Genomic DNA, 22,454 nt, shown 5'->3' on the forward strand with positions numbered 1-22,454 from the left:
ATAAAAAAGACAACGGAGAGAATTGAATCAGCATACCCATACTGCAATGTTTTGCCCAGTATAAATGAATTTAAAATTGAATATGTTCCATTCTAAATATGAACCTGGAGTTTTTATTGTACTTTTCGGGAAAAATGAATAGTGTATAGACACAACGTTGAAATTTGTATGGGAATACCCTACTATGGATATGCTAGATATTTCTGTAGGAGGGACACTCATGATAACCAAAAAAGATAAGGGGATTGATCCTAATGTACCACGCCCCCTCTAACCAATGAAGTGGAACTGATAAGCCTGGAGGAAATAGAATCGGAGTATGAAGGTATGAGAACCATCCGATCTGTACTCAAATCAGTGGTCAAAAAAACCTCACCCGAAACCCAGTGTTCCTGTAAAAAATCCCGAGAAAGAGGGCAAAAGTTCGTCAAAATAGGTTTTGGTAGCGCCCGAACCTTTCTTCATCCAAGATGCGGTCCATGGATCCAGGAGTCAAAACTGGAACCGCAACGGTGGAAATGTAAGTATTGCAAGAGAAAAATCTCCCGCGTTGATTCCATCATCGGACGAAGGAAAAAACACACGAAGGAATTCGAGGATGAGTTTGGATATACAGCAGAAATTTCTACAGCAGCTCAAGCTGCAGACCATTATTGTGTGCCAAGGGACGGTGCTTTGACTAAGCATTACTTTAAAACACATTTGCCTAATAGGAAAGAGGAATTGGAGAATCGAGCCCTAGAGGATGCAGAATCACGGAATGGGCCTATACGTATTGGTATGGATGATGTATCAACCCGTAAGGGGCAGAGAGGTACTTCACAACCATCCATGATCAGGATTCAAGGGCTGTATTGGCTGTTATCGAGGGCAGGAGTCAAAAAGAAGTAGAAGAGGGTCTAGAGGATCATTATCCTAGGTTGCTTGCGTTGACATCAAGGATAGAGGCGGTGTCCACGGATCGCGCTCCAGCCTACAAAAATATCGTGCAGAAGGTATTTAAAACGGCAACCCCTGTCTTCGATCGCTTCCATATCATTCAAAATATAAGGGATCATGCCCTCCATCCCCCCTTACGACAAACCTTGGGTAATAGGAAATTCACAGCGGCTATAGACCGGCTATTCAGAGATGTGGTGGAGGACGATGATAAAAAACGTCTTACCTACGAGAATAAGCTAGTACTTTTACAAATACTGGGATACAGAGAGGAACTGATGGAACAGTATCGTAAGATTATCGTTGTGCGATCCTCATACAAAGAAGGGGATTCTTGAGAATTACATAGAAGAAAACTTTGGAGTTTATACAATGATCTCATCCTAATTAACACAAACATTTTACGGGATAAGCACCATCTATCGAAAATAAAGAAATCAGTGAGATCCTCCTTATCCGTTCGGTACAGAGAAGGGTTGGATGAACAAAAGAGGGCTTTTCTCGAGGGAATTTTGAAGAATATAGCCCACTGGTCCCACCTTGGGAAGGCTTACGAGTATGTGGAAAAAATTGGGATATGGTACGATCAACCCTTTCCCGATGTTCAAACATCTCGTGATGCCCTCCATGAATTCATAGAGGAGGGACTGAGATCCAAATACAAGGAGATTCAGAACACAGCAAAAAGCCTGTCTTGGAATGAAAGTGAGGAGTATACAGCTAACGATCACCTTCATAGAATCGACAACGGTTTTGTAGAAGGGAAAAATTGTGCAATCAAGGCCATATCGCGCCAAAGCTATGGCATCAAGAACCATCAAAATTACGTAAACCTCTTGTTTGTACGATGCAATCGGCATCTTTGTAAACGAGGTAGGAGGAAGCATAAGGTTTCATAAAATAGTGAACGAATGCCACCACAGGTAGTCCTAGATTAATTTCTTTTTCCTAATTTTATTATTTATAAAATAAATGTAAATTTTACATAGTTATTACAATTTGAAATCCATAAATATATAGGATTACCTGTGGTGGAAAAACAATAAAATATTTTTACTAAAATAAATTTTTTTCATAAACTCCCTATCGAGGTAGATCTAGTATTTTAACCGGGCCCCTTACAGAACTGAATCCTCTCGCGTCCTACGACTTTCCTCACCCCACATAGTTTTGATCTTTCTAGAACCAATCCGATGAGCTGGCCCCCTTTTTTGCTCCATCGCCATTATCTCTTAGTTTTTACGACCTGGAGACGATCAGCCCTCCCATAGCTCAGATCGGCGCATGTTTATATCATACATAAATTATTTTATGAATATATTTGTAAAATAAGTGTAATTAATACCATGTTTTTTTGTAGAGGATTTGCTTGAAATATCACATCCCATTTAGAATAAATATATTTAAAAATGAAATACAGAATGGGTAAGACAAACGTTAGGCCATGTGATATATACGTATCAAATAACAAAAATTACATAAAAAAATATTTAAAAATTAGGACCTTTCCGCCCCTTACCCATTAAAATCCGGAGATCCCTTTTTCCTTACCTGTTCTCTTCTCTTTTTTCTTTCTAATTTCCCATGAAGATCTGGAAAATTACTTATATCATCTATGGAATAGGACATCTATATCTACTCCCTTATTTTCATAGATATATTTTTTCAAATTATAACAAAGGAGTAATCGTATGTATGGGGTAATAATTAAAAATTTATTATATTACATATATTTTACAATAATGGACACAGCGATCAACTCGGGGAGATACCTCAAGAGGGATTTTTTGCATTTTCCATAACTGAAAATTAGTACTATTTAGTTTCATGGGAAAAAGGCCCCCAATTCGCTTACGCCAACTGTGGGGCCGGAGAGAGCAACATTCTTGACATATAAATTCATATTGCATATGTAAAGAAACAATCAATATGAATAAAAATAGAATGGTATAATAAAATACTATATAAACTTTATTTAAATAAAAATGTATACCCCTTTCGTTAGCCACCCTCGGAATAGTATAACAGAAGGATAAAAAAAAGAGGACAAAGTTAGAAAACCAAAATATACGTTTCCTATTTTAATATAATAAATGTATTTTATATAGTAATCCATGGAGGAAACACTCAGAATGGGGGGGGAAATCCCCCCCAAAAACCCTGTTCAGAAATTCACACCCCCAACGGGATACTGCCAGGAAGATATGCCAATAACTCCCCCATCGAAACAGACCAAAAATCACGCCCCAAAAAGCATGTCACTAACAAAGCAAAAGACTATACCCACGATCATACCCATGACAGCCCCCGCAAGAGCGCCTATAAGAATACCCCCACGACCACCGGGTTTACCAACACCGGCCCCAGATATAGAGCCAATTGTAACACCTGACAACAACATGTTTTTACAATGATCAGATATAGGGAATTGATCTGGCCACAGTATATCAAAAACAAAGCATTCCACCATGATGCTTGCAACTACCCCAATGAAAGTCCCAACAAAAATACCCCTCATATCACGACTAAAGGACACAACCCCTACAAGAGCACCAAGCATAGTGCCCTGTAACAATCCGTCCTTGCATCTATCGGATATAAAAAACCAATCTGGACACAATGTATCAATAATCAAGCATCTTATTATGGCACTCACAACTACGCCGATAGCGGCCCCTACAAGGATACCCCACCAACCACGAACCAAAAATCCAATGGATGCGCCAAATATCATGCCTATGAACAATGCCTTCTTGCAACGACTGGATATAGAAAATTGGTCTAGCCAATTCGTTTCTGATTCATCCCCACCCATAGGTAGTAGGGATGTGATCGTCCCAGACAATCCCCCCTGCTCAGGTTCAGCCGTAACCTGGATGTCGACAAGAGATGTGAGAATGAGGACCAGTACGAAGGCAAGGGGTGTCATTCTGAGGAGTATCCTGCTCAACATAAGGAAATAACCACAACCTTTCTTGAAATGAGAGGGAGAAAAGTAGCTAGTGCCCCGTAGGGGAACGATAGTGGAAACCAACTGGGACTGGGTTTTCAAAAAATTGAGGATAAGAATCCCAAGACAGATCTTGGCACTAGCTTCCCGTCAGTGTAATCAAATGCCTGCGAAATTGAGTTAAGCATTTATCGAACAGCGAGTAGAACCATCATTTCGGGTGAGTCCTTCACAGATACGAACACTTGGGCACCCTGACGAGTAGACCCGGCCTTCGCGGCTTGGGCCTCTCTTTAGAAACATACGTGACACTCTCAATGTCGTACGACTTCCTTCGTCCAAGTCTATTCCTCTTAGCGGTTCAACCCCCGGTTTTTGGTCCACCACGGTCCAATAGTTCAACATCTTCCCAGTGGGGGTGCGGAACAGGATCAATCCCCATTTTTTATATAGTAACTCCTATATTTATCATTCATAACTTGTTCGTTCCCTTAGGCTCGTGATCATCCCTTTCCCACTGCCTCCAAATTCATCAACCGATGTCACAATCTCCCGCGCTCGCGGGGTGTAAGCGGCTACAACAATACCCATGGGAAAACCCATTTGGGAATACCGGAGAACGGTTCAAGGGATTGTTTCGTCCCTGTGTCTTCTCTACCGTGCATCCCACCATCTCTACCATCCATTCTCAGACGCAGTCAACTGCCTCGCGTGGTTATCAACAAGTTGATACCACCCGAAGCCGTTAGTATGTGGGGGGATAATGAATAGAGGGGGGAAATAATGGCGAGAATGAGTTAAATAAATAATAATTTCATTTATAATGTCTTTATTATGTTAAACATATATGGCGCTACCGCGAAAAGGAACGATCCGACAAATACCGCTCAGGACACTTGTTCTCAAAATTTGGTTCACACCCCCAACAGGATATTGCCCCACCTGGACCAGCCAACGTACAATCCGAAGCAAGGAGATGATCGTGAATTAGGCCCGATGGGTCTAACTGGACACACAATCTGCGATAAAGAGACGATCGCAAGTTGGACCAGGCAACATGGAATCGAAACCCGTATAGAACACAGTAGAGGAAGGTACAAAGAACGCAACACCAGACTGGGGGTTCTGAATGGGCAAAATCCTATAGGACCCTAAGGAGCCACATAATGCGAAAGTAGTATGTGTAGTTCTGTGGGAGGGTTGGCTGAGATGCCATCCCTACTCAACGGGTCCACCACGATCCCATATTCCCCTATTGAAATCCGGAGACCCTAGTCTGTTCCCTCTGGATTTGATTTTGTACTGGGATTCGCCGTACCTGCATATCCATTGAAAGTGATCCTAATGAGGCGTTGCATAGTGGGCACTTTGGGTAGGGTGTTTCTTTGTTTTTAAGCAGGCTTGGTATGATGACAAACAGGGTATGCATAACAGAATAGAGAGTGGGGTTTCAATAGCTCAAGTCTCAGAATGTACGTTTGGAAATAATATGACGTCGCTCGTAGTTCCCCCAATGGATAAGGGGTGGTGAAATGAGAAATTGTCGTTTTCCAGTGTTCAAGAGTATGGGAAGTGAGGTTGCAACCGTAAGAAAAACGGTGTTGTATTTCGGATTTTTGGCTTTTTTGTTTCATATCCTCTTTTTATTACATATTAGTCTTTATGGAAGAACACCGTTTGCACCATTCCTATTTCCCTCCCTACCCCATGGGTGGGTCCTGGAGTGGAGTCTGTCTTGTTTTTTTTCTATCATTGCACTCCGTTTATTAGAATTACACAGTATATTTACCAAATACCTTTACTACTTATACGAAAGGATTTCCTTCCTTCGTTCGCATCGATTGAAGTGTTTTCATACAGCAAAACAAAAAGGGATCACAAAATGGCAATGGTATGCTGCCTCGTGGATAGGTTTTATTTGGTTTTTATTGTCCATGATTTTTTCTGCCTGGATACAGAAATCCTATGTTGTTTTGACCGCAGGGGTGGTTGGCTGGTGGGGGAGTCTACATTGGCAGATTTTTCGTGAACGTTACTGGTTGAAGGAGCAAGTGGAAGAAAAGATAGATTTTCTTTCTTTTTCAAAATTTAGTATATTTTTTTTGCTAATGTATGTGGTCCCTATACATTTGAATATGTACCTTGATCATGATGTTCATTCATTTCCTTTTTCAGGTCTTATTATGATATTGTATTCGTTGTGGATATTCCCTACTTGGGCGCATTTTCTTCTCGGTAAACGTCCATTCATCCTAAAGTCTTTCATAGAAGGGGATCAGGGGGGATTTTCCAATACATCTATGTTTTACGATGATTTTGGTGGAATGATCTCTATTGTTGACACGAGGGAAAAGAGAGGGTATTTTTCCTTTAGACGTTTTGATTTTCTGTTTTTTTGTGCAGTGGGAGTATGGGTTGTATTTATTTTGATAAAAAAGATGGTAAGGGTTTGGATTCCGTGAAGAGTGAATTATATAAAATTAAAATGAAATAAATGCATAATTATTGTGATACAGGACGACATAGACCCAATGTAAGAAAATGTAGTACGTGGGAGGTGAAAATCCGATTTAAAACCAGAAATGGGTTGATTCCAAAAGAGATATGTGAAAATGATGAACGTAACAGATCCTGGATTTCCTGTTTACTTTGGTAGGATTGATAGAGAAGGAGTGTTTCATAATACATTTAAATATATAAAAATATATGGTATTGGTATACGAATGCGGAGGTAGATAAAATAAATAAAAAGGTTATATTTGTACAGTTCTTTTTTATCACCCTGTTGGTAATATCCCCTTTTATCATAACAGTGAACAGCTTGGCAGAGGTATCTTCACAAGTCGTGCCCAACAAGAGGATGGATCAACGTTATGATCAAGAACAAATGTCTCAATTTACACATGATCCGGAAGAAAACATTTTGGAACAAGAGATGCCCCATTGTCGTTCCAAAAGAACTGTGCGCTGTGGTTTAGTTGGGATAGCCGTTACTGTGAAAGTGACGGCGGCTTGTACTCGCGCTTCGAAGGCACGGGGATATGCGAGGATAGAGGAGTGTTCTACTGCAGGGAGTACTGCAGGAATGACTGCGAAGGAGTTGTGTGACAAGGAGGGAATCGTATAATTTTCAATTAAAAATATTTTTAATTGATTATCGTTGATCCGATGAGCATCGATTGCATCTCAAAATTTGGTGTCAGGGCCCCTGTGGGGCCCTTTTTTGTCCTCTCCGCGTTGTCTAATGACCCGTTTCTGAATCTATTTTTTTTACTAATTATTTCAATATAATATATAATAAAATATAAATTGACCCTAATTACCCTATAGATCCATTCTCCCCCATTATTTTTCCCTCACGTAGAACCCCTTTGTTGGACCTGTTCTAATTATTCCCGGTTGAAATCCCTTGTGGGAGCAGATTTTTCCCTCCGGATCCCTGTTCCTCGCGCAGAGAGCCTCTACAGACCCCTCTTCCCCTGAAAAGGGCCCCTTTCTTCGCCCCCCACCCTTTTGTTAGCCCGTCCTATGGGTGAACAATATACCCTTTGATTGGGCAAGCTCACTGATCTCATGGCTGTAGTACCCCCTATCAGCACACAACCGCGTTCCATCATGGGGAATCCATGTTTCTATGTATGGTGCCCCTTCTGAAAAAAATATCAGACTGATTATAATATTTTTGTAAATTAAATTTAATTATTAGAAAATGATTACATTATTAATTAATATAAAAACAGTCTGCATAATAAATATTTCAGGCGTAAGTACTTTAGGGTTGAAAGGTACCCTTCTCTGGAGGAATGCACCTGAAAATTTAGTACGATCAGTTATTTTTTGTTGAACCACCGAAATCGCCGAGGGATCGTAGGAACTGGTTCCTATCCCGTCTCTTTTGCGCACACCAAAAAAGCCGATACAAAAGCCGAATTTTATTTTTTATTGAAATTTATTATATATTAAATTTTTTATATAGTTATGTTTGGTCTTATCCTCCTTTCCCTGATCTTCCTTTGAAGATAATGAACGACCTGGGTTCAATGATAAGCCGACCCTTTGGCCATCATAAGCCCGTGCCACCCTCATCGTACCGCGCACCCTTCATCTGAGCCAGCCTAAAAACGATTCTTTATAGAAGAACAAACCCCTCCCACGGCCGCGCGACGATTACCCTCCCCTTTGTACCCTATTTGCTCCATTTTGTCTCGTTGTTTCGCCGTTGAATAGGAGGACGAATCCGTGGTACGTAGGATCCTTCCCCCCTCTTCAGGAAGAGTGGCAACACATTGCTCGCGGCCCATTTACACCCCTCGCAGATCCTCTCATGGAAGTGGATCTTACCCTCCCTCCCTATCCCCGGGTTGGTACTCTGTCCTCTCATCTCCTTATATTTTTTTATATGTGATGTAGATGATAGGATCGTTCACTGTCGGGACAAAACGCAAGCTAACTATCTTCTTTCAGAAATTCGGCAAGGAATGGCAGAGTGCGGACTGGAACTGCATCCTGAGAAGACTAAAATCTTCTACTATGAGGATGGTAGGCGGAGCAGGAATCATGATGTTGTTTCCCTTGATTCTCTAGGATACACATGTAGACCCCATGGAAGACTATTCGGTTCTATGAAAGGACTGGCTGAGATGCCAGCCCTACTCGACAGCTATCAAAACATAATCCCCCACTATATCCTTTTCGAATCCCTACCCTATACCGAACGGCTACAAAACCAAAATACCTATACGTACGAACCCGCCCCAGGGTGACCCACTCCAGGTATGAACTCCCACAAACCTACATTCTCCCAAGCATACAACAGAAAAAGATAGCCCGCATTTTTAAAAATAAAACATGAAGGCGTAGGATCGCCGTTCCCATATCCTTTGAAAACCTCAAACCACAACGGTTCCCACACTTCATTTATGGGGATGACCACTTCTTCATAGCAGCAAACCCGAGCACCTCATACCCGTCCCAAACCACATATGGATCCTGCTAGGGGAATATCCATCCCCCTTACCCTTGCCCTGGAATCATTCTCGGAGAAAACTGTTTTTCCATACCGGGATCCTATCCTCGACACATTGATGCCGAACCACCTCCCCCACTGAATTTAGAACCACCATCTCTCATGATTTTTCTGTTCATCAACCCAAAAAGGACTCCACCACATCGTAAAATAATAAACAAAAACCTGCTTTTGCGAAGCAGGTTTTTACATTCATACATAAAAAAAGATTATAAAGGGTGAGAGTTTGGACACCCCTTCCTCCAGTCCATGCCCATATCCCATACCCCACCGGGGAAGCGCCTACCCACCCCCAACATCTTCAAGAGCCAGAGGCCGTTTCCGCCTTCTCGAGGTCAAAACCAAACCGCTCATGTGCAGACTCTTCCTCATCATCCAACTCTCGCATTTCAATCTCCTTCTCGTCCGCTGAAAGAATCTTCACATCCATCCCCAGACTCTGCAACTCCTTGATCAAAACCTTAAAAGATTCCGGAACCCCAGGCTCAGGAACGTTTTCACCCTTGACGATGGCTTCATAGGTTTTCACCCTACCTACTACATCATCGGACTTAACGGTAAGGATCTCCTGTAAGGTATAAGCTGCCCCATAGGCCTCCAGAGCCCATACCTCCATTTCACCAAACCTCTGCCCCCCAAACTGAGCCTTCCCACCCAAGGGCTGCTGGGTAACCAGGGAGTAAGGACCCGTAGAACGGGCGTGGATCTTGTCATCCACCATGTGTGCTAATTTAATCATATACATAACACCAACAGTGACACGATTTTCCATCGGCTCTCCCGTACGACCATCATAGAGAAGGGTTTTCCCATCTTCATCAAGATTGGCCTCCCTTAGAGACGCAAAAACATCCTTTTCCGTCGCCCCATCAAAAACAGGTGTTGCCATATAAACTCCGAGCACCTTGGCGGCCATCCCCAGGTGAACCTCCAGCACCTGACCAATATTCATCCGTGAGGGAACACCCAGGGGATTGAGTACCACCTCCACGGGCCTACCATCAGGGAGAAAGGGCATATCCTCCTCAGGCAAGATACGGGCAATGACACCCTTATTCCCATGACGACCCGCCATTTTGTCACCCTCGGATATCTTTCGCTTCTGGGCAATATAACAACGGACGGACTGATTTACACCTGGTGACAACTCATCCCCGTGTTCCCGTGTAAATACCTGCACATCAACAATGATACCATCCTGTCCATGTGGGACACGCAAGGAGGTATCGCGAACCTCGCGGGCCTTTTCACCAAAAATAGCGTGTAACAATCGTTCCTCCGCGGTCAATTCCGTTACACCCTTGGGCGTCACCTTCCCCACCAAAATATCGCCAGCCTTGATCTCCGCACCCACGCAAATGATCCCACGCTCATCTAAATTCTTCAAGGCCTCTTCTCCCACGTTGGGGATATCGCGCGTGATCTCCTCTGGACCCAATTTGGTGTCGCGGGCCTCCGAAACATACTCCTCAATGTGAACGGATGTATACACATCATCCTTAACCAGGCGTTCACTCAGAAGGATCGCATCCTCGTAGTTGTAGCCCTCCCAGGTCATAAAAGCTACTACAACATTACGCCCTAGTGCCAATTCGCCCATGTCCGTCGATGGGCCATCCGCTAATGTTTCCCCTTCCTTAACCTCTATACCCCGTTGGATTACAGGGCGCTGATTGACACAGGTACCCTGATTCGATCGTGTGAATTTGGTGAGTTTATAGATATCAACATCCCCCTCGACCCGCTCACCATCCACCTCCATTACATGTCGAACCACAATTTCATCCGCTACTACTTTCTCCACTATACCTGGCCTCTCGGCGCGAATCATAACGCCAGAATCACGAGCAGCCACATGCTCCATCCCCGTACCCACATAGGGAGCCTCGGGAATCAACAAAGGAACAGCTTGCCGTTGCATATTGGATCCCATGAGCGCCCGATTGGAATCATCATTTTCCAGGAAAGGGATGCAGGCCGTTGCCACTGAAACCACCTGCTTAGGCGAAACATCCATATAATCCACACGCGCCCTTGGCACGGGCAAAATTTCATCCTGATGCCGTACGGTCACCACATCCGTAGCAAACTGATTATCCTCCGTGAGAGGGGCATTCGCCTGAGCGACGTAGTAATGATCTTCCTCATCCGCCGTTAGATAGTCAATTTTCTCCGTCACCTCCAAAGTGTCATGATCTACCCTGCGGTAAGGAGTTTCAATAAAACCATAATCATTGATTCTTGCATAGCTCGATAGGGAGTTGATAAGACCAATATTGGGTCCCTCCGGCGTTTCAATCGGGCACATGCGGCCATAATGGGAGTGGTGAACATCCCGAACCTCAAAACCCGCCCGCTCCCTGGTCAATCCACCAGGTCCCAAGGCAGACAAACGACGCTTATGGGTCAACTCCGCCAGAGGGTTGGTCTGATCCATGAACTGCGAAAGCTGACTACTACCGAAAAACTCCTTCACAGCTGCAATCACAGGTCGTATATTGATCAGGGCTTGCGGCGTAATTGCATTGGCATCCTGAATCGACATTCGCTCCCGGACCACTCTTTCCATCCGGGAGAGACCTATCCGGAACTGATTTTGTAACAACTCCCCTACCGATCGCAACCGACGATTACCCAGATGATCAATGTCGTCTACGGAACCGATCCCACGCAGCAGATTGAGAAAGTAGTTGATGCAGGCGACAATATCAGAGGGTGTAACATACTTGATAGAGGGATCAATGATGCCATTGGAAATGATCTGAATGACCTTACTATCATCATTGGGCGCATAAACCTTCACACTCTGCACGGCAATCTCCCCACTGATAGGAACACCACCCTGCACCTTGAATGTACGCAACCCAAATTTGTTCTCACCCTCAAGAACGGGTAAAATCTTATCTAGAAAACGCCTCTCTAGTACTTGTCCAGCTTCTACAAGAATCCCACCTGTCGTGGGGTCAACGATATCCTCCGCCACCCTCTGGTCTAATAGACGATTCTTCAAGTGGAGCTTACGATTCATCTTGTATCGACCCACGTTAGCCAAATCATAGCGCTTGGGATCGAAAAACCTAGCGTGCAACAGACTACGCGCACTCTCTGCCGTTGGTGGTTCCCCCGGACGCAAACGTTCGTAAATCTCGACAAGGGCCCTCTCTGTATTTCCTGTACTATCCTTATCCAATGTATTCCTTACATAGTCGTCCTCGCCCAATACATTTAGAATTTCCGCATCGCTCCCCAGTCCGAGCGCACGTAGGAGAACAGTAATGGGAATTTTACGTGTGCGATCAATACGCACATACAAAACTTGCTTAGCATCGGTCTCGAACTCTAGCCAGGCACCTCGATTGGGAATTACTGTAGCAGTGTAGGTAGGGTTCCCGTTCTTATCCATCTTCGTGCTATAATAGACACTAGGAGATCGAACAAGTTGACTCACGATAACGCGCTCCGCACCATTGATAATGAAGGTCCCCGTTTTCGTCATCAATGGGAAATCACCCATGAATACCTCTTGTTCCTTCACCTCGCCGGTATCCTTGTTGATCAGGCGTACCTTAACACGCAAAGGAGCTGCATACGTTACGTCCCGTTCCTTCGATTCCTCTGCATCATACTTGGGGTCCCCCAAGCTATAATCGACAAACTCCAAGAGGAGATTCCCAGCAAAGTCCTCGATGGGGGATATGTCCTGAAACATCTCCCTCAGTCCTTGGTCTAAAAACCACTGATAGGATTTTTGTTGAATCTCAATCAGGTTGGGTAGACCAAGTACCTCATGGATACGAGCGTAGCTGCGACGAAACCTACGACCACATGGAATCGTCTTGGCATCCATGCAATCCCCCCCGTTTTTCGTTTCCATCACAGTCACCCAGGGCAAAGGCTTCCCCTAGTTTTGAAAGCGATGCCTGCAAAACCCGATAGCCTGAACGCTTTGAAACAAGGCGAACTTGCGCGAACCAACGCGAGAGGGAGCGCTGCATGGACGCAGCCCCCTGTTGTTTACGCAAAACCAACCACAACGAACCACCCGGAGTCAGATAGGTGGGCGCCGCAGCAAACCATTGATGAATCAACGCTTTACCCACCCGCACGGGTGGATTGGTCACAATCGTGGAAAAAGGCGGATCAACGGCTACAGCTGACAATCCATCACCTACATAGATCGACATTCGTTGTCTGACGTTATGCATACTCGCGTTGCGTTGTGCAAGTTCAACAGCTCTCTCGTTGATATCAACCATAACCACCCTGCTGGAGGGGTTTTTCAAAGCCAAACCTATACCTATAAAACCATAACCACAGCCGAGGTCGAGGATCCTGCCCCCCTCCTCAACTGTGACAGCAGAAAGCAACAATTGACTTCCTGGATCCACCCGCCGCGCCGAAAAAACCCCGCTTGAAACCCAAAAACGTAACGTTTCCCCATCCACAACAGACGTTACGACTCTCGGGGGCTGGGTGGAAGTAGGGCGCCTCGTATAGTAATGCTCCATAACAGCTCCCACCCTTCACTGGGGAACCTACTTCAGAGAGGCCTTTGCGCCTGCTTCCTCGAGCTTTGTTTTCAACTTCTCGGCTTCCTCTTTGGGAACACCCTTCTTTATTTCAGAAGGCAAACTGTCCACCAGAGCCTTGGCCTCCTTCAAACCCAAACCCGTCGCATCCCGCACGGCCTTAATACAATTGATTTTCGAACCACCCGCATCCTCTAGAATTACATCAAATTCAGTTTTCTCCTCTACTGCAGCGGCTCCCTCCCCGCTTGCTGCTACCGCCACCGGCGCCGCTGCGGATACACCCCAACGCTCCTCTGCGCCCTTAACGAGCATAAGTAAATCTTTCACCTTCATCTGTTCAATGGTTTCCAAGAACTGCTCTTGTTCCTTTGTCAAAGCACTCATACCCATTCATTCCTCGCTTTCCTTTTCACACTAATACCGAGTCGGGGAAACATTCTACCCCGCCTCTTCCACTTTCTCCGCCCTCTGCTGCAAAACACTAGCCATTCCGCGCATAGGTGCCTGTAAAACAGACAGAAGCATCGACAGTAGGGCCTCCCTGGACGGAACATCGGCCAGGGAATCCAATACCCCTTTATCCACTACCTCACCCTCGAGCACGGCACCTTTGACCTTAAGGGCTTTGTGCTTTCGGGAAAAAGCACAAAGGACACGCACCGGTGCAAGAGCATCCTCAACGGCAAACGCCAACGCAGTAGGCCCCTGCAAGTACGCATCCAAACCCTCAATGCCAACTTCCTCTGCCGCACGCCGAACAAGCGTATTCTTAGCCACACACAGTACAGCCCCGGCTTCTTTCAGCTGCCTACGCAGATCCTCATTCTCTTTGGACGCTAAACCACGATAATCGGCCAACACAGTAGACTTGGCAGCCGACATCCTACTAGCTACATCTGCTACCTTCTCTTGCTTCTTTTGCAATGCCGCCTTCACAACCCATCACCCCCCCTTCTCTCCAAGGAATTACCCTCAGAATCCAGAACAAACAGCCTGCAAATCCACCGGCACACCTGGACCCATAGTGGAGGCCACGGTTACGCCACGCATATAAATCCCTTTACATGCGGCCGGTTTCGCCTTGACAAGCGCACCTGCTAAGGTCTGCAAATTGTCCACCAATTGATCCACGTCAAACGATACCTTTCCAACACCGGCGTGCACGTTACCCGCTCGATCCACGCGATACTCGATCTTACCCGCTTTCACTTCCTCTATCGCCCTACCGACCTGGGGGGTAACCGTACCCGTCTTAGGATTGGGCATAAGACCCCGAGGCCCCAAAATACGACCCAGCTGCCCCACACGAGGCATCATATCAGGCGTCGCTATGACTACATCAAAATCCAGCCACCCCTGCTGAATACGGCGAATGATGTCCTCATCGCCCACCTCATCAGCCCCGGCCAACTGGGCTTCCTTGGCCTTATCGCCACTCGCAATCACAACAACCCGTTGCGTGCGCCCAGTCCCATGCGGGAGGACAACGGCCCCCCTTACCTGCTGATCAGCCTGTCTGGGATCCACCCCCAAACGAAAGGCGGCCTCCACAGTCTCATCGAATTGGGCATGGGCAACCTCCTTCACCAACGAAAGTGCCTTCATCGGCGTATGCACTGCACCCTCATACTCTTTCAATGCCGCCCGGGCATTTCTGTACTTTTTACCCCGTCTTGCCATGTACTCTCCCCCTCTTACTACAGATTCCTAACCCCCTACTACCCTCACACCCATACTATTTGCGGTACCGACTACCACACGCATGGCCGCCTCCACATCGGTCGTATTCAAATCGGGAAGCTTGGTTTGGGCGATTTCACGAACCTGATCTTGGGTAAGCGTACCTACCTTGTTTTTATGGGGCTCACTGGAACCCTTCGCAAGACCCAATGATTTCTTGATCAATTCCACTACCGGCGAAACCTTCGTAATAAAGGTAAACGATCGATCCTCGTAAATCGTAATCTCCACAGGAACAACCGAACCCATTTGTGATGCTGTTTGATCATTGAAAGACTTGGTAAACCCAACAAGATTGATCCCTGTCGGCCCCAATACAGTCCCCACGGGAGGGGCCGGCGTCGCCTTCCCAGCCTGAAGCTGAATACGCACAACCCGCATAACCTTCTTAGCCATTGTATACCACCCCCCACCTGCAACAAAATTGGCTAGAGATCAAATCTCCTCCACCTGTAGGAAACCCAACTCCATAGGGGTCTCACGTCCAAACACACTAACGAGGACCTTCACCCTCTCCGACTCACGGTCAATCTCTTCCACCATACCCACACAACCGGCAAACGGACCATCCCGCAGCTGAACCTGATCACCTACACGGAAATTCACGGTTACATTAGGGCCTGACAAGCCCACCTGTCGCAAAATGGACTCCACTTCCCCCTCCATAAGTGGAGTGGGTTTGGAACCAGCCCCTGCCGAACCAACAAATCCCGTTACACCCGGTGTATTCCGCACCACATACCAAGAGTCGTCCGTCATGATCATTTCCACGAGCACATACCCCGGAAACACCTTCCGCATGACTGTTTTTCGCTTGCCATTCTTGTGCTCTATGCCTTCTTCGACAGGAACAAGAACACGAAAAATTTTCTCTTGCATCTCCATAGAGTGAACCCGCTTCTCCAGATTAGCTTTTACCTTGTTCTCGTAACCCGAATAGGTATGTACCACGTACCAGTGCTTTTTCACATTCACGCCTTCATCAGGGCTCAGAACCCACTCCCTCCCCCCGCACCACGCAAAGCCGATACGCCGAAATTCCACTACGAGGGATCGCTATTCAGGAGGAATAAATAGGACTAAATAACTGCTGGAGCGCCAAATCCACAAGAAAAATAAACAACGTCAAAATCGCCACAACCACGAGCACAACGATCGTGTAGTGTACCATTTCCCTGCGATTGGGCCACCGCACATTACGCAGCTCCTGGACACATCCGCGGAAAAAATCCCTCGCGCCCATCCAACTGCGACGGAAAAAACCTACTGCATTGGACAAAACAAACACGCCTCCCCTGGTAAACTCACTTCATCTGGTCTCCCGATGTACCTGGTGAGCATTGCAACGGGGGCAATATTTCCGAAATGCCATACGCTCTGGATGCTGGCGTTTGTTTTTCGTTGAGATGTAATTCCGCATGCGGCACTCCCCGCATGCCAAGGTAAACTGCACCCGCATTCTAAACCTCCCCGCACCCTAGAGCCTTCCCAAAATCCGAACAGCTCTTCGATTCAAACAAAGACACCGCGCCTATGTTACCATACCGTTCCTCTTGCTGTCAAAGCATACCACACAGATTGAATCATTCCCATCCTGATCACCCGTTTTCTCCATCCCCTCCGTGGAACCAACCCACAAAAACGGAACCGTTCCTTTCAATCTCAGATTCATTCAGAAATTAATAAAAATATTACTTTAAAAAACATAATTTTTCCCTAGGTCCCTGAAAAGAAAAAGAGTGTTGGTGCAAATCATAGCGACGGCAATAGCCATCTACCCCAATTCTGTCCTTTCTCCATTTGCTAATCCTATCCATAGTAAAAAAAATCAAAATAAAATAATGGATAAGCAAATACGGATCGGGGGTGATTTTGTTTTTGCACCGGCACGGTTCCTACATTGGTGTGAAGGACGGGTAGATGAAAAACCATCATCCCCTTGTTCCATTGGATAAGTACATGGATACCATTTAGATCACTATTGCGGATCACTACTTTAAGAATAAGGACCAGTACGAATATCCCCTTGATGAACTCAAAAAATTAGGATGCCCCCATGTCATCTAACATTATATTCGGGTAGAACTAGCCTACCGTATAAGATGAAGTCGAATAGAATATTAAGTAAATATAATGTAATATTCTTCTATTTTTCGATCTACATACAAGCCTCAAACAATTACAATCTGGATAGGTTCAGTATTCCTGGACCCCACTCCAGCCGTCCATCCAAAAGCTAGGGATAGGACGGAGGAACGTCTGAAAGCGATGAAGACACATCAATAGCCCCATGGGCAGATGAATGTCCTAACTATATCCGTTCCAAATAATAGGAAGTTGTTTGCATGTGGATGTCTCGCCGGATGAATCCTGATCCCATGGACAATAACAGTAGAATCCAAAGGATCATGGGGAACACAAACAATCCTCCCCCCTTCACATCCACTAGATATCACTACCCCAGACAGAATACTTCCCTGATAAAATCCCCAACAACTCGCTTAGAATAGCCATGGGACCATAAGAAACATCATTCCTTACGCACCAATCCATATTGCATATAGAAATAAGCAATACAAATAGAAATAGCATGATGTAGTAAGCGGAACAACGGAACCAAAGGGCCGGAATACGAAAAAAAGGATCATCATCGCGCAACTGTAGAAAGGTTGTTCCTTTGTAAAAAATCCCTTACAAGGGGGGAACAGGTAAGAAAAAAAGAAACCCAATCTCTCAGAACAACCCCAGAAACATCATAAGGACACGGGGACAGAAGGAAAAATCCGAACACTCCTACTGTGGACATTGGCTACTACAAACGATCTACGACCTCCCGAATGGGGAAAAGTCAAGAAATAAAGAAAAAATATCTTTTCTTAGATCAAGTTATGATGTCGACAAGCAGACGGACGCAGGACACTGCTGCTACTCTTCGGAATGATAAGGGCTTTCACAAAGGAATAGAAGTAACCGTGGTGGCATCCACGGACGATAAGGATACCGCTTGATCCCAGCGATGAGCCCCGCAAATTCAGGTACAGCGAACAGCCAAAACACCCGGCTTCATCACAAGTCCACTGCGAAAGGGAAATTTTGATCGACTACAAACGAGCAGATAGTAAAAAGTCAATGAAAAAATCTTCATCAGGGGGGCACTGTTCCACAATTCTAAAGCATACAATGGGTCTAGATTAACATGGGCCAACGTCCTATGATCAGGCATTCATACTCATTATTTCATAATAGGACAACTATATGCTTTGATAGGATTATTCACAACAAGAAGGACAAGAGAAGGGGCCCGGGTAAACGTTATTACCAGCGAATTTCCCGAAGGGGGCATCCATCGGACAATATAAAATTTTAAAAAAATATTATGAAAGTTTTTCATCCCTATACGCACTGTAATGGTACTATTGTACATAATGAGGAAGAAAAGACTGGGAACGAACTGGGATGAATCAACGAGCATCGATTTCCTATGGTATTGAAGATGATACCAGGGAAGTACCCTGATTGGGGATGTCTGTGTTCATACCAATAAATAATATATATATATATATTATTTATATAAATATTATTATGCAATATCAATACCAAGAATCGAAGTTCAGGGTACTACTACTCATAAACGTAGATGGGAGGGGGCCACTCGCACCCCTCTTGTACGATTTTTTGAAACACAGATACGCGATTGGAAACAATCCAATAGGGTGAACACGATGAATTAGGATGATAGAGTACATTATGTTTTCTATCCACACTTCTTAAACAAGTAAAGGCCCTGCCCCTAGAAAAGGACAGGTTCCCCCATTCCAAGGATACCATACAGGAACTGAGAACGATATCAAAACGAAGCAACACCCCACACAAAAGGTGCCATGAACCCAATCCTCCGCCTCAACAGACAAAATGGAGAACAAACGAACGGCGCAACGAGCGTTCCAGGTGTCGCTTAGCAACATCACAACGTTGCTTTTCCAAAAAGGCATTCCCCAGCCAATGAATCGTCAATTCCGAGACCCCTTCATCCGTTGTAGTACAAAGAATATCCTTCACCATTACGCGTTGCGTCCAGGTTAGGGCCCTCGCTAATGAAATAACAGCCGCCAGCTGCTGCAAACGACATCGTTGCGCATACGTAACTGCCTGATTCCACCACAAACGGTGAGCACGCCAGGAAGGATCACCGGGCGAGGCAATCCAGAGTAACTGACATTGCTCCAGGTGGGAAAACCCATCCCACGACCAATTCAACATCTGGGAAAACCTAGAGGTATCCCGACGATCATGTTCATACAAAGGTGTCAGGGAAGCTGCACGCAGAACCTTCTGGTGTTCCCCTTCCTCCAAGGAAAGCCAACCTACCTGAACCAACCGCCTCACAAGCAAGTCCACTGTTACCACCAACGGTGATTCCATACCACAACCCCCGTGCCTACGAACAACCTCAGCCAAACTACGTTCTGCCGGCAGGGTACCCTGATGACTCACCCTCAATCGCTCGTACAGCATACCCTCACGCAGACCACCCCTACAAATAACCAGAGCGGGGGAATTGGCATGCTGTAGGAGTGAACCCAAAGCTAGGGAAGCCGGTGCCGCAATCACGGTACGTCCACGTGGTAACCCCAAATCGCGTCGCCGTCCGCGAATGGAGAGGGAGGCAATACGATTGGCCCAGTCTACAACAATCTGGCGGGGAATGGTACCTTGATGTGTATCCGTCACGGGCGAGGCACAAGAGCGTGAATACGTTTTTCCCAAGGAACGAACGGTACCACCAATCCCCACAACGGGCAAACCACAATCACCGAGCCAAGGTACATCCTTCCATGCCTGACGTAGGAAGGTTTGGATGCGATCCCGTCCTCCATCCGACAATCCCTCATCGCTGGGGAACCGTTGGGTGAGAAGCAGAGCACCAAAAGGCAAACTAGCATAAGCAACGCAACGCCTTTTGCGGTAGAGTGCTAGCTCTGTACTCCCCCCACCCATATCCACCGCTATACCATCCTCCACATACGTCGTATGCGCAGCTGCCAAAAAGGCATAGTGGGCCTCCTCCTCCCCACGCAGAATACGGACCGTCCAACCCACATGCCCCCGCAAAACAGCCACAACTTCCGCATAATTACGCGCATAACGAAGGGGTGCAGTAGCCACGATGTCCACCTGTTCAGAATTCCACACGGACAAAGCCTCCCGAAAGGCCTTCAAGGTATCCACCAAAATTGTAATAGCCCTCTCCGTCAGATACCCACGCTCATCTATGTGTTCTGACAAACGCACCGCATGCTTTAAATTTGTCAACAAAGTGAGAAAACCCGTCGTTTCCACACGATAAACAACCAGGCGTAAGCTATTGGAACCTATGTCAACCACTGCCCAGACGGGGCGCGCACTCTGCTCCACAATCCCCCATCTCCTCCGAAACGAGGCCACTGTACACCCCTGCACCTGAAAGTCCCAATCCAACGAATGACCTATCGGCACATTGTGTAGTCGTCACCTACCTGTACAGACCCACGGATCATCACTTACTCTACAATAACCCAAATCACTCCGCACATCACTCCTCCATATCAGTACGGAACAGCAAATAAGGACAACATGCACCCCAAAACCAAGGAACAACAAAACCTATCATCCTCCATTGACGGCCCTTACCAGGAGCTGATATCCTGTCCCTGCCCTAACATGTAGAACCTCAAGCAGCTCGCGCAAGGGGGAGAAACCACTTATGAGTCGACTGGACCTACGGAGACATATAGATGCTGCACTGCAATGGAAACCCACGGAAAAACTCCCTCCTAGCCTCCCCCATCTCCAACCCCGTGATCTGGCCGAGGTAATCAAGCAACTACCCCATGGACATCAATTGCATATCATCGAACCACTACCCCGTGTCCTAGCAGCTAAGGCTATTAGTTATCTGGATCCTGAAGTGCAATACCGGATTCTACACCATTTACCCGCAACCGACGCCGCACCCCTCCTCAAACAAATGTCGAGTGACTCCGTGGCAGATATGCTACTCGCCCTCCACCCCCTACAAGCAGAAACCCTTCTACAACTCCTTGCAACCGATTATCGCCAGAAAATCCATGCCCTTATGACCTATCCAAGCTCTACCGCTGGTGGTCGTGCCACCGTTGATTACATAGCCGCACGGACCTCTTGGACCTGCGAACAAACCATCCAACATTTACGCAAAGTGGGCGCAGAAGCAGAGACCATTTCCTACATCTACGTAACCTCAGCACATGGCAAATTATGCGGTGTTGTTTCGCTCAAGGAGATCATTCTAGCCAATCCATTCACAAAACTGGAAACTATGGGCCATCAAAATCCCATCAACATCCCTGCCTCCATGAAACAGGAGGCCGCTGCTTCCATTTTCTCCCACTATGATTTCTACGCTCTCCCCGTGGTGGACCCGAAAGGCCGACTGGTAGGCATCATCACCTACGACGACATAGCCGATGTACTGCGCGAGGAAACCACGGAGGATTTTCAAAAATTAGGTGGTAGTCGGCCTCTCCTTCACCCCTACCTGCAAACATCTGTATTCCAGCTTGTCCGTAGGCGTATCCCCTGGTTGCTCACCCTGTTCATCGGTGGCTCCCTCACTGCCAAGGTCCTAAGCCATTACGAACTGGAAATCAACCAACACGCTGTTCTGTCCTTTTTCATTGCCCTCCTCACAGGGACCGGGGGGAACACGGGCTCCCAAATCATCAATACCATCGTACGCGCCCTCAATGTGGGGGAAATTCGCTTCCAGGATCTTGGCCGTGTCATAAAAAAGGAGTGTACAAGTGGCCTCCTGCTGGGCAGCAGCCTTGCCATAATGGCCTACGGACTCACCTATCTCCTCGTACATTACCAATTTGGTGGTGATACCCGCGTCCTATACATTATCCCTGCAGCTACACTCGCTATTGTAGTATGGTCCTCCCTTGTTTCCTCCCTGCTACCCTTGCTCATTCACCGGTTGCGATTGGACCCGGCTGTTGTCTCAGGACCGCTCATCAGTACTGTAGTCGACGCAACCGGGCTGGTGATCTATTTCAAACTTGCACAATGGTTTCTCCGTCTGTGAAGGTTAAGGTCAAAATCCCCCAACAGAACTCCCTCCCACCAGGATAGTCATTCAAAGACAGTTGCATCCCAAATCTGATGTCGGTCCCCCCAGGGGCCCCTTTTTTGTCCTCCCCGTATCATCTGATGAACCGTTCAGGCAGAGCATCCCGTTGGGGGTGTG

24 protein-coding genes are annotated in these 22,454 nt (G+C 46.3%); 8 read left to right on the forward strand and 16 right to left on the reverse strand.

From position 1 onward, the window contains the following. The first annotated feature begins 327 nt into the window (after positions 1-327). From PPRES148_RS04890 to PPRES148_RS04900, 3 genes are all read left to right on the forward strand, one after another. Positions 328-891: a hypothetical protein gene (locus PPRES148_RS04890; RefSeq protein WP_149453501.1), complete on the forward strand. Its 564-nt coding sequence runs from the start codon at positions 328-330 to the stop codon at positions 889-891. Further along, complete coding sequence (locus PPRES148_RS04895) at positions 855-1,277, forward strand: transposase (RefSeq protein WP_246142900.1); 423 nt, start codon at positions 855-857, stop codon at positions 1,275-1,277. The genes PPRES148_RS04890 and PPRES148_RS04895 overlap by 37 nt, the downstream gene beginning before the upstream one ends. A gap of 90 nt (positions 1,278-1,367) precedes the next feature. Further along, on the forward strand, positions 1,368-1,838 hold the full coding sequence (locus PPRES148_RS04900; protein WP_281289973.1) for a transposase: 471 nt from the start codon (positions 1,368-1,370) through the stop codon (positions 1,836-1,838). Between the two features lie 1,340 nt (positions 1,839-3,178). Here PPRES148_RS04900 and PPRES148_RS04905 read toward each other — a convergent pair. The 3 genes from PPRES148_RS04905 to PPRES148_RS12895 form a co-directional block, all read right to left on the reverse strand. Next, on the reverse strand, positions 3,179-3,892 hold the full coding sequence (locus PPRES148_RS04905) for a hypothetical protein (protein ID WP_149453504.1): 714 nt from the start codon (positions 3,890-3,892) through the stop codon (positions 3,179-3,181). Positions 3,893-4,357: 465 nt separating this feature from the next. Beyond that, positions 4,358-4,480 (reverse strand): hypothetical protein, encoded by a 123-nt coding sequence (locus PPRES148_RS12890; protein ID WP_281289924.1) that lies wholly within the window; start codon positions 4,478-4,480, stop codon positions 4,358-4,360. A gap of 411 nt (positions 4,481-4,891) precedes the next feature. Beyond that, entirely contained in the window at positions 4,892-5,026 is a 135-nt protein-coding gene (locus tag PPRES148_RS12895; protein WP_281289925.1) for a hypothetical protein, read from the reverse strand. Positions 5,027-5,421: 395 nt separating this feature from the next. Here PPRES148_RS12895 and PPRES148_RS04910 point away from each other — a divergent pair, with 395 nt between their 5' ends. Continuing rightward, on the forward strand, positions 5,422-6,351 hold the full coding sequence (locus PPRES148_RS04910; RefSeq protein WP_149453505.1) for a hypothetical protein: 930 nt from the start codon (positions 5,422-5,424) through the stop codon (positions 6,349-6,351). A 398-nt stretch (positions 6,352-6,749) separates the two neighbouring features. Then, positions 6,750-7,016, forward strand: a complete 267-nt coding sequence (locus PPRES148_RS04915) for a hypothetical protein (protein ID WP_223127957.1) — start codon at positions 6,750-6,752, stop codon at positions 7,014-7,016. A gap of 988 nt (positions 7,017-8,004) precedes the next feature. Here the strand turns inward: PPRES148_RS04915 and PPRES148_RS04920 are convergent. Then, positions 8,005-8,190, reverse strand: a complete 186-nt coding sequence (locus PPRES148_RS04920; protein WP_149453507.1) for a hypothetical protein — start codon at positions 8,188-8,190, stop codon at positions 8,005-8,007. On the opposite strand from PPRES148_RS04920, the gene PPRES148_RS04925 reads away from it, so the two are divergent. After that, positions 8,176-8,652 carry a hypothetical protein gene (locus PPRES148_RS04925; protein WP_149453508.1) on the forward strand — a complete coding sequence of 159 codons (477 nt, stop codon included), beginning with the start codon at positions 8,176-8,178 and terminating at the stop codon, positions 8,650-8,652. The two genes, PPRES148_RS04920 and PPRES148_RS04925, sit on opposite strands and share 15 nt — an antisense overlap. Positions 8,653-9,216: 564 nt before the next feature. Here PPRES148_RS04925 and rpoB read toward each other — a convergent pair. From rpoB to PPRES148_RS04975, 10 genes are all read right to left on the reverse strand, one after another. Beyond that, a complete protein-coding gene (rpoB, locus tag PPRES148_RS04930) occupies positions 9,217-12,762 on the reverse strand; it encodes a DNA-directed RNA polymerase subunit beta (protein ID WP_149453509.1) in 3,546 nt (1,181 codons plus the stop codon). Continuing rightward, complete coding sequence (locus tag PPRES148_RS04935; RefSeq protein ID WP_149453510.1) at positions 12,731-13,423, reverse strand: class I SAM-dependent methyltransferase; 693 nt, start codon at positions 13,421-13,423, stop codon at positions 12,731-12,733. The genes rpoB and PPRES148_RS04935 overlap by 32 nt, the downstream gene beginning before the upstream one ends. Positions 13,424-13,450: 27 nt before the next feature. Beyond that, the gene (gene rplL / locus PPRES148_RS04940; protein WP_246142902.1) at positions 13,451-13,837 is read right to left on the reverse strand and encodes a 50S ribosomal protein L7/L12; all 387 of its coding nucleotides are present in this window, start codon (positions 13,835-13,837) and stop codon (positions 13,451-13,453) included. A gap of 48 nt (positions 13,838-13,885) precedes the next feature. Then, entirely contained in the window at positions 13,886-14,383 is a 498-nt protein-coding gene (gene rplJ, locus PPRES148_RS04945) for a 50S ribosomal protein L10 (protein ID WP_149453511.1), read from the reverse strand. 36 nt (positions 14,384-14,419) lie between these two features. After that, positions 14,420-15,127 carry a 50S ribosomal protein L1 gene (gene rplA / locus PPRES148_RS04950; protein WP_149453512.1) on the reverse strand — a complete coding sequence of 236 codons (708 nt, stop codon included), beginning with the start codon at positions 15,125-15,127 and terminating at the stop codon, positions 14,420-14,422. 27 nt (positions 15,128-15,154) lie between these two features. Further along, positions 15,155-15,583, reverse strand: coding sequence for a 50S ribosomal protein L11 (gene rplK / locus PPRES148_RS04955; protein WP_149453513.1), 429 nt, complete (start codon positions 15,581-15,583; stop codon positions 15,155-15,157). A gap of 39 nt (positions 15,584-15,622) precedes the next feature. Further along, complete coding sequence (gene nusG, locus PPRES148_RS04960; protein ID WP_149453514.1) at positions 15,623-16,156, reverse strand: transcription termination/antitermination protein NusG; 534 nt, start codon at positions 16,154-16,156, stop codon at positions 15,623-15,625. Between the two features lie 91 nt (positions 16,157-16,247). Then, positions 16,248-16,466, reverse strand: a complete 219-nt coding sequence (gene secE / locus PPRES148_RS04965) for a preprotein translocase subunit SecE (protein ID WP_246142903.1) — start codon at positions 16,464-16,466, stop codon at positions 16,248-16,250. A 30-nt stretch (positions 16,467-16,496) separates the two neighbouring features. Beyond that, positions 16,497-16,646: a 50S ribosomal protein L33 gene (gene rpmG, locus PPRES148_RS04970; RefSeq protein WP_149453515.1), complete on the reverse strand. Its 150-nt coding sequence runs from the start codon at positions 16,644-16,646 to the stop codon at positions 16,497-16,499. Positions 16,647-17,632: 986 nt separating this feature from the next. Further along, positions 17,633-17,845 carry a hypothetical protein gene (locus PPRES148_RS04975; protein WP_149453516.1) on the reverse strand — a complete coding sequence of 71 codons (213 nt, stop codon included), beginning with the start codon at positions 17,843-17,845 and terminating at the stop codon, positions 17,633-17,635. 179 nt (positions 17,846-18,024) lie between these two features. Between PPRES148_RS04975 and PPRES148_RS11120 the strand changes: the two genes are divergently transcribed. Continuing rightward, complete coding sequence (locus tag PPRES148_RS11120; RefSeq protein WP_187820626.1) at positions 18,025-18,195, forward strand: hypothetical protein; 171 nt, start codon at positions 18,025-18,027, stop codon at positions 18,193-18,195. Positions 18,196-18,218: 23 nt separating this feature from the next. On the opposite strand, the gene PPRES148_RS04980 is transcribed toward PPRES148_RS11120, so the two are convergent. After that, the gene (locus PPRES148_RS04980) at positions 18,219-18,410 is read right to left on the reverse strand and encodes a hypothetical protein (RefSeq protein WP_149453517.1); all 192 of its coding nucleotides are present in this window, start codon (positions 18,408-18,410) and stop codon (positions 18,219-18,221) included. A gap of 677 nt (positions 18,411-19,087) precedes the next feature. Continuing rightward, the gene (locus PPRES148_RS04985; protein WP_149453518.1) at positions 19,088-20,683 is read right to left on the reverse strand and encodes a Ppx/GppA family phosphatase; all 1,596 of its coding nucleotides are present in this window, start codon (positions 20,681-20,683) and stop codon (positions 19,088-19,090) included. Positions 20,684-20,930: 247 nt separating this feature from the next. Here PPRES148_RS04985 and mgtE point away from each other — a divergent pair, with 247 nt between their 5' ends. Then, a complete protein-coding gene (gene mgtE, locus PPRES148_RS04990) occupies positions 20,931-22,292 on the forward strand; it encodes a magnesium transporter (protein WP_149453519.1) in 1,362 nt (453 codons plus the stop codon). The last annotated feature ends 162 nt before the right edge of the window (positions 22,293-22,454 follow it).

The sequence above is a fragment of the Pasteuria penetrans genome (genome assembly GCF_900538055.1).
Lineage (GTDB): Bacteria > Bacillota > Bacilli > Thermoactinomycetales > Thermoactinomycetaceae > Pasteuria > Pasteuria penetrans.

What these genes read in the sequence shown, in the direction of transcription:
- PPRES148_RS04890 (WP_149453501.1), top strand. Translation starts at nt 328, where the DNA reads ATGAGAACCATCCGATCTGTACTCAAATCAGTGGTCAAAAAAACCTCA.
- PPRES148_RS04905 (WP_149453504.1), bottom strand. Translation starts at nt 3,892, where the DNA reads ATGTTGAGCAGGATACTCCTCAGAATGACACCCCTTGCCTTCGTACTG.
- PPRES148_RS12890 (WP_281289924.1), bottom strand. Translation starts at nt 4,480, where the DNA reads ATGGGTATTGTTGTAGCCGCTTACACCCCGCGAGCGCGGGAGATTGTG.
- PPRES148_RS04910 (WP_149453505.1), top strand. Translation starts at nt 5,422, where the DNA reads ATGAGAAATTGTCGTTTTCCAGTGTTCAAGAGTATGGGAAGTGAGGTT.
- PPRES148_RS04915 (WP_223127957.1), top strand. Translation starts at nt 6,750, where the DNA reads ATGGATCAACGTTATGATCAAGAACAAATGTCTCAATTTACACATGAT.
- PPRES148_RS04920 (WP_149453507.1), bottom strand. Translation starts at nt 8,190, where the DNA reads ATGGGCCGCGAGCAATGTGTTGCCACTCTTCCTGAAGAGGGGGGAAGG.
- rpoB (WP_149453509.1), bottom strand. Translation starts at nt 12,762, where the DNA reads ATGGATGCCAAGACGATTCCATGTGGTCGTAGGTTTCGTCGCAGCTAC.
- PPRES148_RS04935 (WP_149453510.1), bottom strand. Translation starts at nt 13,423, where the DNA reads ATGGAGCATTACTATACGAGGCGCCCTACTTCCACCCAGCCCCCGAGA.
- rplL (WP_246142902.1), bottom strand. Translation starts at nt 13,837, where the DNA reads ATGGGTATGAGTGCTTTGACAAAGGAACAAGAGCAGTTCTTGGAAACC.
- rplA (WP_149453512.1), bottom strand. Translation starts at nt 15,127, where the DNA reads ATGGCAAGACGGGGTAAAAAGTACAGAAATGCCCGGGCGGCATTGAAA.
- rplK (WP_149453513.1), bottom strand. Translation starts at nt 15,583, where the DNA reads ATGGCTAAGAAGGTTATGCGGGTTGTGCGTATTCAGCTTCAGGCTGGG.
- rpmG (WP_149453515.1), bottom strand. Translation starts at nt 16,646, where the DNA reads ATGCGGGTGCAGTTTACCTTGGCATGCGGGGAGTGCCGCATGCGGAAT.
- PPRES148_RS11120 (WP_187820626.1), top strand. Translation starts at nt 18,025, where the DNA reads ATGGGGAAAAGTCAAGAAATAAAGAAAAAATATCTTTTCTTAGATCAA.
- PPRES148_RS04980 (WP_149453517.1), bottom strand. Translation starts at nt 18,410, where the DNA reads ATGCCTGATCATAGGACGTTGGCCCATGTTAATCTAGACCCATTGTAT.
- mgtE (WP_149453519.1), top strand. Translation starts at nt 20,931, where the DNA reads ATGAGTCGACTGGACCTACGGAGACATATAGATGCTGCACTGCAATGG.